Raw genomic sequence first — 14426 nt, 5'->3', positions numbered from 1 at the left:
GGCTTGCTGGCGAACCCATCGGCTCAGTCACATCTTTGTTTCTCACGCTCCGCGTTCGCCAGCAAGCCGGCTCCTACAGGGTTGCGGTGCCGTTCAGTGAATGAATCCACGCCCACAAACAGCTTTGAGCCGCAGACCTGCCTCCGCCCCACCAAATCTGCGACAATCCGCGCCCTGCATTCAGATAGAAAGATTCCGCGCCCTGATGACCGACGATTCGACCTCCATCGACCAACTCTTCAAAAATCTCGACCACGCGATGATCAGCGATCGTCATCGCTTGCGCCGGCAATTGCATGAGCTGCGCAAGAAACCGGACGAGACGAAGCTGGCGCAGTGGGTCGAGCGCGTGCAGGCATCGTGTGCCCGTGTAGTCAGTCGCGCGCAAAGCGTACCCGCCATGCGCTACGACGAAAACCTGCCGATCGCCGCCAAGCGTGACGAGATCAAGAAAGCGATTCTTGAACATCAGGTCTTGATCATCGCCGGCGAAACCGGCTCGGGCAAAACCACGCAGCTGCCAAAAATCTGTCTGGAAATCGGTCGCGGTCAGCACGGCCTGATCGGCCACACCCAGCCGCGTCGAATCGCAGCACGCAGCGTCGGCAGCCGGGTCGCCGAGGAAATCGGCACGCCGCTGGGCGGGCTGGTGGGTTATCAGGTGCGCTTCGAAGATCAGAGCGACGAAAACACCCTGATCAAGCTGATGACCGACGGCATCCTGCTCGCCGAAACCCAGCACGACCGCTTTCTTGAGCGCTACGACACGATCATCGTCGACGAAGCCCACGAACGCAGCCTGAACATCGACTTCCTGCTCGGTTACCTGAAAACCCTGCTGCCCCGTCGCCCGGATCTGAAAGTCATCATCACCTCGGCGACTATCGACCTTGAGCGCTTCTCCGAGCATTTCGACAAAGCGCCGGTCATCGAAGTCTCGGGCCGGACTTTCCCGGTGGAGACCTGGTACCGGCCGATGACTGCGCAGCAGGACGAAGAGGGCAACAGCGTCGAGGAAGACCTGACGGTCGATCAGGCGATTCTTGCCGCGCTGGACGAACTGGCGGCCTTCGAACGCAGCGAGCGCAAGTCCCCCGGGGATGTGCTGGTGTTTCTGCCCGGCGAGCGGGAAATCCGTGACGCCGCTGAAATGCTGCGCAAGGCGCAACTCAAACACACCGAAATCCTGCCGCTGTACGCGCGTTTGTCGCCGGCCGAACAGCAACGAATCTTCCAGTCCCACCCGGGCCGTCGCGTGGTGCTGGCGACCAACGTCGCGGAGACCTCGCTGACCGTGCCGGGCATCCGCTACGTCATCGACACCGGCACCGCGCGCATCAGCCGCTACAGCTACCGCGCCAAAGTGCAGCGCCTGCCCATCGAAGCGATCTCCCAGGCCAGCGCCAACCAGCGCAAGGGCCGTTGCGGCCGAGTCGAGCCGGGCCTGTGCGTGCGCCTGTACAGCGAAGAGGATTTTCTCTCGCGGCCTGAATTCACTGATCCGGAAATTCTGCGCACCAACCTCGCGGCGGTCATCCTGCAGATGCTCCACCTGCGACTGGGCCAGATCACCGATTTCCCGTTCATCGAGCCGCCGGACGGCAAGGCAATCAGCGACGGTTTCAACCTGTTGCAAGAGCTGTCGGCGGTTGACCGCGAGAACAATCTGACACCGATGGGCCGGCAACTGGCGCGCCTGCCGGTGGACCCGCGCATGGGCCGTATGTTGCTGGAAGCGGCGAAGCAAGGCAGCTTGCAGGAAGTGTTGATTGTCGCCAGCGCCATGTCGATTCAGGACCCGCGCGAGCGGCCGCCGGAGCGACAGCAGGCCGCCGACCAAGCCCACGCGCAGTGGAAAGATCAGGACTCCGACTTCGCCGGTCTGGTCAATTTGTGGCGTGGTTTCGAAGAACAGCGCCAGGCCCTAACCGCCAGTCCGCTGCGCAACTGGTGCCGGCGCAACTTCCTCAATTACCTGCGCCTGCGAGAATGGCGTGACTCCCATCGCCAATTGAGTTTGATCTGTCGCGACCTTCAACTGACGGTCAACAAAGAGCCGGCCGATTTTCCGAAATTCCACAAGGCAGTGCTCTCGGGCCTGCTCAGCCAGATCGGTCAGAAGACCGAAGACGGCGATTACATGGGCGCCCGTCAGCGGCGGTTCTGGGTGCATCCGTCATCGGGGCTGGGCCGCAAGCGCCCGCAATGGATCATGGCTGCCGAGCTGGTGGAAACCACCAAGCTGTATGCGCGCATGGTGGCGAAGATCGAGCCTGACTGGATCGAACCCCTCGCCGGGCACCTGATCAAGAAAAACCACTTCGAACCCCATTGGGAAAAGAAGCGCGGCCAGGTCGTCGCCTTCGAGCAGATCACGCTGTTCGGCCTCATCGTCGTGGGGCGTCGGCCGGTGCATTTCGGGCCGATCGACCCGGTGGTGTCCCGCGAGTTCTTCATTCGCGAAGGGCTGGTGCGCGGTGAGATCCAGTCCCGGGCCAAATGCCTCGCCGCCAACACCAAGCTGCTGGAACAGCTCGACGAACTGGAGGCCAAGGCGCGGCGCCGCGACATCCTGGCTGATGAAGAAACCCTGTATCGCTATTACGACGAACGCTTGCCGGCGGATATTCACCAGACCGCGACGTTCGACGCCTGGTACCGGATGGAGAGCCAGAAGAACCCGCAGCTGTTGATCATGCGCGAGGGAGATGTGCTCGCCCGCGAAGCCAGCGAGGTCACGGCCAATCAGTACCCGGACACTTTGCGTCTGGGCGAACTGACCCTGTCGCTGACCTATCACTTCGAGCCCAACCATCCGCGTGACGGCGTGACCCTGCGGGTGCCGGCGCCGCTGTTGCTGTCGTTGCCGGCCGAGCGCCTGGAATGGCTGGTGCCCGGGCTGCTGGAGACCAAGTGCGTGGCGCTGGTGCGCAATCTGCCCAAGGCGCTGCGCAAGAATTTCGTGCCGGTGCCGGACTTCGTCAAAGCCGCGTTGCAGCGCATGGTCTTCGCCGAAGGCTCGCTGCCCCAGGCACTGGGCCGCGAGTTGTTGCGCATGACCGGCGTGCGGGTGACTGACGAAGCCTGGGCCGAGGCGGCGCAGCAGGTAGAAAGCCACCTGAAAATGAACCTTGAAGTGGTCGATGCCAACGGCAAGTTCCTCGGTGAAGGCCGTGAGCTGGATGAGCTGACCGCCCGTTTCGCCGAGGCCGGACAAGCCGCGTTGGCAGTGCCGCAATCGGCCAAGGGGCAGCAGCCGGTTGAGGCCAAGGGCTTCGCAAAGGTGGCCGAGAAGACTCAACAAAAGATCGCCGGGTTGTCGATGACGGTGTACCCGGCGCTGGTGGAAGAGGGCGGTGCGGTCAAGGAAGGGCGTTTCTCGACCCAGGCCGAGGCTGAATACCAGCACCGTCGAGCCCTGCAACGGCTGTTGTTGCAGCAACTGGCCGAGCCGACCAAGTTCCTGCGCAGCAAGCTGCCGGGCCAAACCGAACTGGCTTTGCTGTATCGCGATCTGGGTCGGGTCGATGGGCTGATCGAAGACATTCTGCTGGCGAGCCTCGACAGCTGCATTCTTGAGGGCGAAGCGACCTTGCCGCGAGACGGTGCCGGCCTGTTGTCCCTGGCCGAGCGCAAGCGTGGCGGTCTGACCGAACATGCCGAGCGGCTGGCGAAGCTGACGCTGGAAATCCTCAAGCTCTGGCACGGCCTGCAAAAGCGCTTCAAGGGCAAGATCGATCTGGCCCAGGCCGTGGCGCTGAACGACATCAAGGGCCAGCTAAGCAAGCTGGTTTATCCCGGTTTCGTCCGTGAGACGCCGGCGGTGTGGCTCAAGGAACTGCCGCGTTACCTCAAGGCCATCGAAATGCGCCTCGAGAAACTCGGTAGCCAGGCGCAGAAGGACCGGGTCTGGAGCATCGAACTGGGCAATCTCTGGGCGCAGTACCAGACCCGCGCCGACAAACATGCCCAGGAAGGCAAGCGCGACCCGGAGCTGGTGGTGTATCGCTGGTGGCTGGAGGAATACCGCGTGTCGCTGTTTGCCCAGCAGTTGGGGACCAAAGTGCCGATCTCGGACAAGCGGCTGAACAAGCAATGGAGCCAGGTCGAGGGGTGATCCCCTCGGCCCGCAGTCCCGATTACATTACCCGATAGCGCGAAATGGCGGCCGTTATGGCAAACTTCGCGGCTAAACTTCATAGCGTCATAAACATACGTCGTCCGCCAAGCGGGTTGCTGCCTCGTTGCATTGGGACTTTCGTCCCAGAACCACCGACGCCCTGCTTGTGCTGGCTGTTCAACTGCTGCCGTCAATGAGCTGCTTTTATCTCGAGAGGAACGACCGTGTACGAAGTCGTGATCAGTGGCACCGGGCTTTTCACCCCCGCCAACAGTATTTCCAACGATGAGCTGGTGCAGTCTTTCAATAGCTACGTTGCCCAGTTCAACGCCGAAAATGCCGCCGCGATCGACGCGGGCGAGATTCAGGCACTGACGGAATCCAACGCGGCGTTCATCGAGAAAGCCAGCGGCATCAAAAGCCGTTACGTGATGGACAAGGACGGCATTCTCGACCCCCAGCGCATGAAGCCTCGCCTGCCCGAGCGTTCGAATGACGAATGGTCGATTCTCTGCGAGATGGGCGTTGCCGCGGCCAAACAGGCCCTCCAGCGTGCCGGCAAGACCGCGGCCGACATCGACGGCGTGATCGTCGCCTGCTCAAACCTGCAACGTGCTTACCCGGCGATCTCCATCGAAATCCAGGCGGCGCTGGGCGTTCAGGGCTTCGGCTTTGACATGAACGTGGCGTGCTCATCGGCCACGTTCGGCATTCAGACGGCGTGCAACAGCGTCAAGCTGGGCCAGGCCCGCGCGCTGTTGGTCATCAGCCCTGAAATCTGCACCGCTCACCTCAATTTCCGCGACCGTGACAGCCACTTCATCTTCGGCGATGCGGCCACGGCGGTGGTGGTTGAGCGTGCTGATCTGGCAACCTCGCCGCACCAGTTCGACATCGTCGGCACCAAGCTGCTGACGACGTTCTCCAATAACATCCGCAACAACTTCGGTTTCCTCAACCGCGCGGCGGAAGAGGGCGAAGGCAAGGCGGACAAGCTGTTCGTTCAGGAAGGCCGTAAGGTGTTCCGCGACGTTTGCCCGATGGTCGCCGAGCTGGTGGCTGCACACCTGGACGAGAACCAGTTGAACGTCGGCGACGTGCAACGCTTCTGGCTGCATCAGGCCAACCTGAGCATGAACCACCTGATCGTGAAGAAACTGCTGGGCCGCGACGCCACCGTCGAAGAAGCCCCGGTGATCCTCGACCGTTACGCCAACACCAGCTCTGCTGGCTCGGTGATCGCCTTTCACGAGCACCAGGACGACTTGCCAAGCGGCGCGCTGGGCGTACTCAGCTCGTTCGGCGCGGGTTATTCGATTGGTAGCGTGATTCTGCGCAAGAAGTGATCTAACAGCCTGCCGGTAAACCGTGGGAGCGAGCTTGCTCGCGAAGATGGCATTTCAACCGCTGAAGATGTAGCGGATGTTCTTGTCTCTTCGTGAGCAAGCTCACTCCCACAGTAGTCTTCAGCGTTTGGCAAATTTGCGACGTCAAACAAAAAAAGCCCGGCGCTGCTCTGTCGGAACGGATGATGGGGATCCGACAGGGCAACGGCGGGCTTGAGGTCCAGCGACTTCAAACGGCAGCAGCACGCCGCATGAAGCTTTCAACTTGTAACTTGCAGCTCATGGCTGCCCTTCTTAAAACTTCGCCAGCACGTCCAGTTGCAGGGTATTCGCATCCTGATCACGCGGCAGCGCAGAGGTCGCGAAGTCCGCTTTGGTCAGGAAATACGTTGCACCGACGGCGAAGTTCTTGTCGATGTCGTAGGAAATGGCCAGCTTGTGACCGCGCGAACCGGTGGTGCCGTTGGCGAAGTCGGAGTCAGTGAAGGCACCCACCACAGCGTTACGCTGTGTATCGCGGTAGTTGTAGTCCAGACCGAAACCGAACACCTTGGTTTTCACACCGGCCAGCCAGGCGGTGTCTTCGTCGCTGTTGGTCGCGCTGTTGACCACGTACTGACCGTACAGGCCAACCGGCACGACAAAGCCGGTCAGGTCCAGTTGACCGAAGCCTTCATACAGACGGAAGTCAGTGGTGTTGTTGCCGTTGATGCTCAAGCCACAGAACGTCGTGCTGGTGCTGGCAGCAGCCGGATTACAGTCATTGGAGTTTTCGTAGTTGTAGACCGAACCGCCGACCGTCATCTTCACGTTGTCGGTGATCGCGACACGTGTGCCCAATTGGGCAGCGTTCAGGCGCAGGTCGTTCTTGAACTGCGTACCTTCGCCGCTGATGTTGTCCTTGAGGGTGTAGGTACCGGCGCTGCCGAACAGCTCGAACGCTTTGTTGATCGGCAGGCTGTAAGTCGCGGCCAGACCTTCAGGGTTGATGTCGTTGTCCCAGATCACGTCGCCTTCGCTGACCCATGGCTGAGCCATTTTGCCGCCGATGACGTGCAGGTTCTTGATATTGGTCGGGTGGTAATCGATGAAGCCCTGATCCAGCCACAGGTCTTTCTTGGTGAAGTAGTCGTTCTGATCAACGTTCGTCGAGTTAGCCTTGTTGTCGCCACCGGTGGCGATGCGGATACCGGTGCTGACCTGCGGGTTGATCTCGCTGTAGGCACCGAGGCGCACACGGATACGCTGACGGTTTTTGTCCTGGCTGTTGTTCTGGTCGTCGATCTTGACCGTCTCTTGCCGAACGCGAACGTCGCCCTTGAATTGTGTCTTCGCCGCCCATGCCACTTTCTGCTCGAAGGCAGACAGTTCGGAGGACTTGGCAGCGGTGGCGGCGGCGATCTGGTCGGACGTCGCTTTCTGGGCCTGTTGCTGAGCCAGTTGGTCTTTGGTCAGCTCGGTTTGCAGCTCGGCGTACTGGGCAGGTGAAATCGAGCCGTTGGCCTTGAGCATGTCGAGCAGTTTCGCGTCGACTGCGGCGCTGGCCGGAACGCTCATGGCCAGCAGCACACCACCACACAGGGCTGCCGCAGTTTTCGTGGAAGCAAGACGCATATCAATCTCCGTAATCGAGAAGGGATGACCGAATCATCCAGGGATCAACCGACCAAAGGCGGGCGGGCAAAAATCGGAAGTCTTAGAACCTCTGGCTCTAAAAACAGGCGCCAGTATTGCCAGCGTTTATGACGAAACAGTGGCGAAGTGATGTCATGTCGATGACATGTGAAAATTTTGTCGAAGCCGCGGGCTAGAGCGGCGGATCGCGTAAATTCACGTGCAGGCCGTGTTAATAAGTGATACTGCGCAAACGTTAGCGACCACCGGACTGGACCAGGAGTGGCGAGATGTCGTTACACCGTTTGGATAAACTGTCGGACCTGGCGCCTGAGCAGTGGGACGCCCTGATACCGGGCGATTCACCCTTTCTGCGCCATGCGTTTCTCAGCTCGCTGGAAGACAGCGGCAGCCTCGGACCAGGTTCCGGCTGGCGCGCCGAGCACTTGCTGCATTACGAGGGCGAGCAGCTGATCGCTGCGCTGCCGGCGTACCGCAAGTGGCACTCTTACGGCGAATACGTCTTCGATCACGCCTGGGCGGACGCCTGTCGTCGCGCCGGACTGGCCTATTACCCCAAGCTGCTGGTGGCGGTGCCGTTCAGCCCGGTAAGCGGGCCTCGGCTGCTGGCGAAGACACCCGACGATGGCCGCGAACTGCTCGCCTGCCTGCCGGGCTACGCCCAGGGCGAGGAGCTGTCCAGCGTTCACGTCAACTTCACCGATCCGGTGGCCGACGCCTTGCTCGCCGAACAACCCGGATGGCTGCAGCGCATTGGCTGCCAGTACCACTGGCAGAATCGCGGCTATCGGGATTTCCAGGACTTTCTCGATGCCTTGAGCTCACGCAAGCGCAAGCAGATGCGCAAGGAGCGTGAGCAAGTGGCGGGGCAGGGCTTTGATTTCGACTGGCTCGAAGGGCACGAGCTGAGCGAGGCGCATTGGGATTTTGTCTACGCCTGTTATTCCAATACCTACGAAGTGCGTGGGCAAACGCCGTACCTCACGCGGGAATTCTTCAGCCTTGTGGCGGAGCGCATGCCCGACGCGATTCGCGTGGTGCTGGCACGGCAGGGTTCGCGGCCGGTGGCGATGGCGTTCAGCCTGATTGGCGGGGACAGTTTTTACGGACGCTACTGGGGCTGTCTGGCCGAGTTCGATCGGCTGCACTTCGAGACCTGTTTCTATCAGGGCATGGAGTACGCGATCGCCCACGGCTTCAAGCGCTTCGACGCGGGCGCCCAAGGGGAGCACAAGTTGATCCGCGGCTTCGAGCCGGTGATCACCCACTCGTGGCATTACCTGGCGCATCCGGGGTTGAGAGAGGCGGTGGCGGATTTCCTGACTCAGGAACGGGCGGGGATTCTGGCGTATGCCGACGAGGCGCGCGGGGCGTTGCCGTATCGGCAGGTGTAGCTCGATCTGTTTGGGTCCGATCAAGCGTGAACAGCTTTGTCGGCTTCGGCCTGACAACGCTGTCTCGTGGCAAGCTCAACCCTTGTGGGAGTGAGCTTGCTCACCAAGGCGGCATCGGAACCTCCCGGGACATCCGCCGCTGGCCTATTTCTTGAAGGGTCAATCCACCCCGACAAACCCGCCCGTCTGATGCGCCCACAGCCGTGCATACAAACCTTTGTGGGCCAATAGCTCGCCATGGCTTCCGCTTTCAGCGATCACGCCGTTTTCCAGCACGATCAGGCGGTCCATCCGCGCGATGGTCGACAACCGGTGAGCAATAGCGATCACCGTCTTGCCCTGCATCAGCGTTTCCAGACTCTCCTGAATTGCCGCTTCCACTTCCGAATCCAGCGCGGACGTCGCTTCGTCCATGATCAGGATCGGCGCGTCCTTGAGCAGCACGCGGGTGATGGCGATGCGCTGACGCTGACCACCAGACAGCTTGACGCCGCGCTCGCCCACATGGGCATCCAGCCCGGTGCGGCCTTCAGAGTCCGTGAGCAGCGGGATGAACTCGTCGGCGCGGGCCTTGCGCATGGCTTCCCACAGTTCGGCGTCCGTCGCATCCGGTTTGCCGTACAGCAAGTTATCCCGGATGGAGCGGTGCAGCAGCGACGTGTCCTGGGTGATCATGCCGATGTGCGAACGCAGGCTTTCCTGAGCGACGTGGGAAATGTCCTGATCGTCGATCAGGATGCGGCCGCCTTGTACGTCGTACAAACGCAGCAGCAAATTCACCAACGTCGATTTGCCTGCGCCCGAAGGCCCGATCAACCCAATTTTCTCGCCCGGCTTGATGTCCAGGTTCAGGCCGTGGATCACGCCTTTGCCCTTGCCGTACTGGAAGTTGAGGTTCTCAAATTTCACTTCACCACGGCTGACGGCCAGCTTCGGTGCAGCGTCCCGGTCGGTGATGCCTACCGGTTGCGCGATGCTCTGCAGACCGTCCTGGACCATGCCGATGTTTTCGAAGATGCCGTTGACCACCCACATGATCCAGCCGGACATGTTGACGATCCGAATCGCCAGACCGGTCGCCAGCGCAATCGCACCCACGGAAATCATCGACTGGGTCCACAGCCACAACGCCAGGCCCGTGGTCGTGACGATCAGAATGCCGTTGAGCGTGGTGATCACGGAATCCATTTCGGTGATCACGCGACCGGCGAGCTGGGTCTTCTCGGTTTGTTCGCTGATGGCCTCCCGGGCGTACTGCTGCTCCGAATTGGTGTGGGCAAACAGCTTGAGCGTGGCGATGTTGGTGTAGCCATCGACGATGCGGCCCATCAGTTTGGAACGCGCATCGGAAGAGATAACGGAACGCTCTTTCACCCGTGGCACGAAGTATCGGAGGGCAAGGATGAACGCGATGATCCAGCTCAGCAGCGGAATCATCAGGCGCCAGTCGGCCTCGGCGAACAGCACCAGCGCGCTGATCGAATAGATCAGCACGTGCCACAACGCGTCCACCGACTGCACCGCCGAGTCGCGCAGCGCGTTGCCGGTCTGGACGATGCGCTGGGCGATGCGACCGGCGAAGTCGTTCTGGAAGAAATTCAGGCTCTGCTTGAGCACGTAACTGTGGTTCTGCCAGTTGATCATGCTGGTCATGCCGGGGCTGATGGTCTGGTGCACCAGCAAGTCGTGCAGCGCAACGAAGATCGGCCGCAGCACCAGCGCGACAATGACCATCCACGTCAGCTCGAACGCATGTTCCTGGAAGAAATTCGGGTTGGGCGTGCCCTGGGCCAGGTCGATGATGCGACTCAGGTAGCTGAACAGCGAGACTTCGATCAGCGCGCCGATCAGTCCGACCACCAGCAGCGCAGCAAAGCTGGGCCACACCTGACGCAGGTAATACAGGTAGAACGATGTAACGGTGTTGGGCGGGGCGGCGGAAGGGGCTTCGCGGAAAATATCGATCAGCTGTTCAAAACGGCGATAGAGCATTGGCAATGACGCCCACGCTTGAGCGGGCTCTCCTTTCAATGGGGTGATAGGCAGCGGCTTGAGAGCAGCTCAATAGCAGTCTTCGGTTCAGACCACAGCAAAACGCGATTGCTCACGCTGATTCAACGGGCCTTGCCCCTAAAATGCAAAAGCCGGGCAGGCGCCCGGCTTTTACCCTTGCGACAGGCTTAGTTCACGCGCTTGGCCGTCTTGATGTAGATCGGGTCCACCGGCACGTTCTGCATGCCGCCTTTGTTGCCGGTCTGCACGTTGACGATCTGGTCAACGACGTCCATGCCTTTCACGACCTTGCCGAACACCGCATAACCGTAGTCGCGGGCGCCGTGGTCGAGCATTGCGTTGTCAACGACGTTGATGAAGAACTGGCTGGTGGCCGAGTTCACGTCCGAGGTCCGTGCCATCGCGACAGTGCCGCGCACGTTGTGCAGGCCGTTATCGGCTTCGTTCTTGATCGGGTCGTTGGTGGATTTCTGTTGCATCTGCGCCGTAAAGCCGCCGCCCTGCACCATGAAGCCCGGGATCACCCGGTGGAAGATGGTGTTGTTGTAGAAGCTGCTGTCGACGTACTTGAGGAAGTTCTGAGTGCTGAGGGGCGCCTTGTCCTGGTTCAGCTCGATTTCCACATCGCCGAAGCTGGTGGTCAGCACAACGTGAGGCGCCGGAGCGGCCATCAAATTACCGGCGAACAACACGGCAGCGGCGGAGAGGGCGATTTTCTTCAGCATGGGCAGAGTCCTGAAATTGATGTCGACTGCGAAAAAACAGGACGTAAGGGAAGCACGTTTGCGGGGATTTGGACAGTAGGGGCATGCCCCGCCCTGTTTTAGTGGGACCGCACGCATCGTTCTCGTAGGACCGGCTTCAGCCGGGAAGAGGCCAGTATGATCATCCTCAAATTAGCGGTATGACGCCCGACGCTTTCCCGGCTAAACCCAGTCCCACTGATAGCACGCTTTGTTCACAGCATCTGCTGCGGCGCCGGGAAGGGCGCATCCAGCGGCGCGGTGTCGAAACTCTGAATCAGCTCAATCAGAATCTGCGTCGCAGGCCCGAGCGGTTTGTCCTTACTCGAATAGAGATAGAACGTCGGATGCCGACTGCCGCCTTTATCAAGAGGCAGGATCTTCAGCACGCCCTCCTGAATCTCCCGCTCGATGATGTGGCGCGGCAGCCAGGCAAACCCCAACCCGCTGCTGACAAACGCAGCTGCTGTCGCAAGGCTGCCAACCGTCCAGCGCTGTTCGGCACCGAGCCAGCCGACATCGCGCGGTTGATTGCGACCGGAGTCACGAATCACCACCTGTAACTGGCTTTCCAGGTCCTGGAAATTCAACTCACGCTGTAGTTGATGCAAGGTATGGCCAGGGTGGGCCACGGCGACGAACTCGACCTTGCTCATCTCATTACCCAGATACCCCGGAATGCTGAAGCCGCTGATGGCGAGATCGGCTACGCCTTCCAGCAACACTTCCTCCACGCCCGACAGCACTTCCTCACGCAGCCGCACCCGACATCCGCGGCTCTGCGGCATGAAGGCGGTCAGCGCCCGCACCAGTCGCGCGTTCGGGTAAGCGGCATCGACCACCAGCCGCACCTCGGCTTCCCAACCCTGTTCCATGTGATGGGCCAGGTCTTCCAGCTGGCTGGCGTTCTTCACCAGTTGCCGCGAACGTCGCAACAAGACCTCGCCGGCCTCGGTCAGCACGGCCTTGCGGCCATCGATGCGCAACAGCGGAACGCCGAGCTGGTCCTGCATCCTGGCGACGGTGTAGCTGACAGACGACTGCGAGCGGTGCAGCGCTTCGGCAGCCTGAGCAAAGCCGCCATGGTCGACAACGGCTTGCAGCGTGCGCCATTGATCAAGGGTCACGCGGGGCGCTTTCATCTCTCGCTCCTGTTGTCCTAAGCTGGCGGTCCCTGAATGGAGACTGCCCCATGAAAAGAATCTGTTGTGTGCTGCTGGCGATGCTGCCGCTGAGCGCGTTTGCCTACCCGATCGACGTCGAGAAAGACATCAAGGGCGTGCAGGTGGACTACAACAGTCATGACGTCGCCTACGACATCGGCAACATCACCCTGAACAACTTTGGCGACGTTCCCGCCAAGTGCAGCGTGGTCTTTCGCAACGGGCCGGAGGCCCCACGCACGCGCCGGGTTCAGGTCGCGCCGAAAAGCAGCACCGAAGTCACCGCGAAATTCACCCGCGACATCGTCAAGCTGCGCATCTCCCTGAGCTGCGAGCCTCTGTAACCGGCGCATCAGCGTCGACGGAGCGTACTTCGGCTTCGTCGATAAAACAAATTCTTAGATGGGTTCCCGGCGATTGGCAGCTTCTTTGATCGAGACAGCTGCCGCTGGCAGGCCAGGGAAATGAACGTTTTCTCGCGGGAGCGACCTCCCATACATCGCTTAATCGCCCGTTAATCCCGTCACCTGATGATGCTTGCGTTCATCGACACTCCATTGGCACTCGTTCGCTCCTGAGTGCATTGCCCGATCGACCTGCAGGACTGCGCCGGGTCGATCGGGTTTTTTCTTTCCGGGGCCGGGATCGCTGCCAACGGTGGCCCGGCTGACCTGTTCAATAGACACGCCACGGCCAACCGGCTAAGGTCGCCGCCTTCAAAAAAAGGGGCGACCATGGGCTATCTACTTTTCGTGACGCTGATCCAGGCGTTTTCCTTCAGCCTGATCGGCGTTTATCTGGCCGGGCACGTCGACAGCTACTTTGCCGTGCTGCTTCGCGTGGTGCTGGCCGGCCTGGTCTTTATTCCACTGACGCGCTGGCGTCGGGTCGAGCCGTCATTCATGCGCGGCATGCTGTTGATCGGCGCGCTTCAGTTCGGCGTCACCTACGTCTGCCTGTACCTGAGCTTCCGCGTGTTGACGGTCCCCGAGGTGCTGCTGTTTACCATCCTCACGCCGCTCCACGTCACGCTGATCGAGGACGCTCTCAATCGACGCTTCAATCCGTGGGGCCTGCTGGCGGCGTTGGTCGCGGTGCTCGGCGCGGTGATCATCCGTTACGACCGGGTCGATCCGAACTTCCTCGGCGGCTTCCTGTTGCTGCAACTGGCCAACTTCACCTACGCAGCGGGGCAGGTGCTCTACAAACACCTGGTGGCCCGTCACCCCAGCGATCTGCCGCACTACCGCCGCTTTGGGTATTTCTACCTCGGCGCCCTGGCTGTGGCCTTGCCGGCGTTTCTACTGTTTGGCAACCCGCAACATTTGCCGGATGCCCCACAACAGTGGGTGGTGTTGCTGTTCCTCGGCCTGTGTTCCACCGCGCTCGGCATGTACTGGTGGAACAAAGGCGCTTGCCTGGTCAACGGCGCCACACTGGCGGTGATGAATAACCTGCACGTGCCGGTGGGACTGCTGATCAATCTGTTGATCTGGGGACAGAACGAGGACCTGGGCAAGCTGTTTTTGGGCGGGCTGGTGATTGTTTCGTCGGTGTGGATCAGTCGCCGCGGTATTGCTCAACGCCGGGCTGTTCTCTGAAACAGCCGGGTTAGACGCCCGCGTTAACGACATCAGCGAGAGTGATGTTAGATATCTGCATGCTTGGTTTTTCATGTTGGGATCAACCGAATAGATTGGCCCCAACGAAACGACTTAACCAACTTGCCAGCAACTACGCGGAGATCTACATCATGAAAAAGTCCATCGCCTTCGGTTTCGCCTTGTCCATCCTGGCCGCCGGTTCTGCATTCGCCAGCCCTGAGCACATTAACCAACGTGCCATCGTCGACGCTTCCAGCGCTACCGTTCTGGACAGCAAAGTCGCCAGCAAAGAGGCGGTCAAGCCTTTCGCTACTCAGACTTCCGGTACCGTGACCGTTGCTGAAAACCGCAAAGAGTTCGGTTCCAGCTACCAGCGTGATCGTTAATTCTTTGGGTGTTTGAATACCC

At 60.5% G+C, this 14426-nt stretch carries 10 protein-coding genes; 6 read left to right on the top strand and 4 right to left on the bottom strand.

Going from position 1 to position 14426, the window contains the following annotated elements:
• Positions 1-205: 205 nt before the first annotated feature.
• Together hrpA and FX982_RS01530 are read left to right on the top strand one after the other, a co-directional pair.
• On the top strand, positions 206-4117 hold the full coding sequence (gene hrpA / locus FX982_RS01535; RefSeq protein ID WP_172609387.1) for an ATP-dependent RNA helicase HrpA: 3912 nt from the start codon (positions 206-208) through the stop codon (positions 4115-4117).
• A 227-nt stretch (positions 4118-4344) separates the two neighbouring features.
• A complete protein-coding gene (locus tag FX982_RS01530; RefSeq protein WP_172609386.1) occupies positions 4345-5466 on the top strand; it encodes a beta-ketoacyl-ACP synthase III in 1122 nt (373 codons plus the stop codon).
• A 294-nt stretch (positions 5467-5760) separates the two neighbouring features.
• Here FX982_RS01530 and FX982_RS01525 read toward each other — a convergent pair whose 3' ends face one another.
• Entirely contained in the window at positions 5761-7080 is a 1320-nt protein-coding gene (locus FX982_RS01525; protein ID WP_172609385.1) for a putative porin, read from the bottom strand.
• A gap of 290 nt (positions 7081-7370) precedes the next feature.
• Between FX982_RS01525 and FX982_RS01520 the strand changes: the two genes are divergently transcribed.
• Positions 7371-8495: a GNAT family N-acetyltransferase gene (locus tag FX982_RS01520; RefSeq protein WP_172609384.1), complete on the top strand. Its 1125-nt coding sequence runs from the start codon at positions 7371-7373 to the stop codon at positions 8493-8495.
• A gap of 159 nt (positions 8496-8654) precedes the next feature.
• On the opposite strand, the gene FX982_RS01515 is transcribed toward FX982_RS01520, so the two are convergent.
• From FX982_RS01515 to FX982_RS01505, 3 genes are all read right to left on the bottom strand, one after another.
• Positions 8655-10487, bottom strand: a complete 1833-nt coding sequence (locus FX982_RS01515; RefSeq protein ID WP_172609383.1) for an ABC transporter ATP-binding protein — start codon at positions 10485-10487, stop codon at positions 8655-8657.
• A 188-nt stretch (positions 10488-10675) separates the two neighbouring features.
• Entirely contained in the window at positions 10676-11233 is a 558-nt protein-coding gene (locus tag FX982_RS01510; RefSeq protein WP_172609382.1) for a peptidylprolyl isomerase, read from the bottom strand.
• Positions 11234-11466: 233 nt separating this feature from the next.
• Entirely contained in the window at positions 11467-12393 is a 927-nt protein-coding gene (locus FX982_RS01505; RefSeq protein ID WP_172609381.1) for a LysR family transcriptional regulator, read from the bottom strand.
• 50 nt (positions 12394-12443) lie between these two features.
• On the opposite strand from FX982_RS01505, the gene FX982_RS01500 reads away from it, so the two are divergent.
• The 3 genes from FX982_RS01500 (at position 12444) to FX982_RS01490 (ending at position 14404) form a co-directional block, all read left to right on the top strand.
• Entirely contained in the window at positions 12444-12758 is a 315-nt protein-coding gene (locus FX982_RS01500) for a 3-phosphoglycerate kinase (RefSeq protein ID WP_065992674.1), read from the top strand.
• A 390-nt stretch (positions 12759-13148) separates the two neighbouring features.
• Positions 13149-14015: a carboxylate/amino acid/amine transporter gene (locus FX982_RS01495; protein ID WP_122536625.1), complete on the top strand. Its 867-nt coding sequence runs from the start codon at positions 13149-13151 to the stop codon at positions 14013-14015.
• 152 nt (positions 14016-14167) lie between these two features.
• Entirely contained in the window at positions 14168-14404 is a 237-nt protein-coding gene (locus FX982_RS01490) for a hypothetical protein (protein WP_172609380.1), read from the top strand.
• The last annotated feature ends 22 nt before the right edge of the window (positions 14405-14426 follow it).

This window comes from Pseudomonas graminis (genome assembly GCF_013201545.1).
In the GTDB taxonomy this organism is placed as follows: Bacteria; Pseudomonadota; Gammaproteobacteria; order Pseudomonadales; family Pseudomonadaceae; genus Aquipseudomonas.
This window is presented reverse-complemented; position numbering and strand designations above follow the sequence as displayed.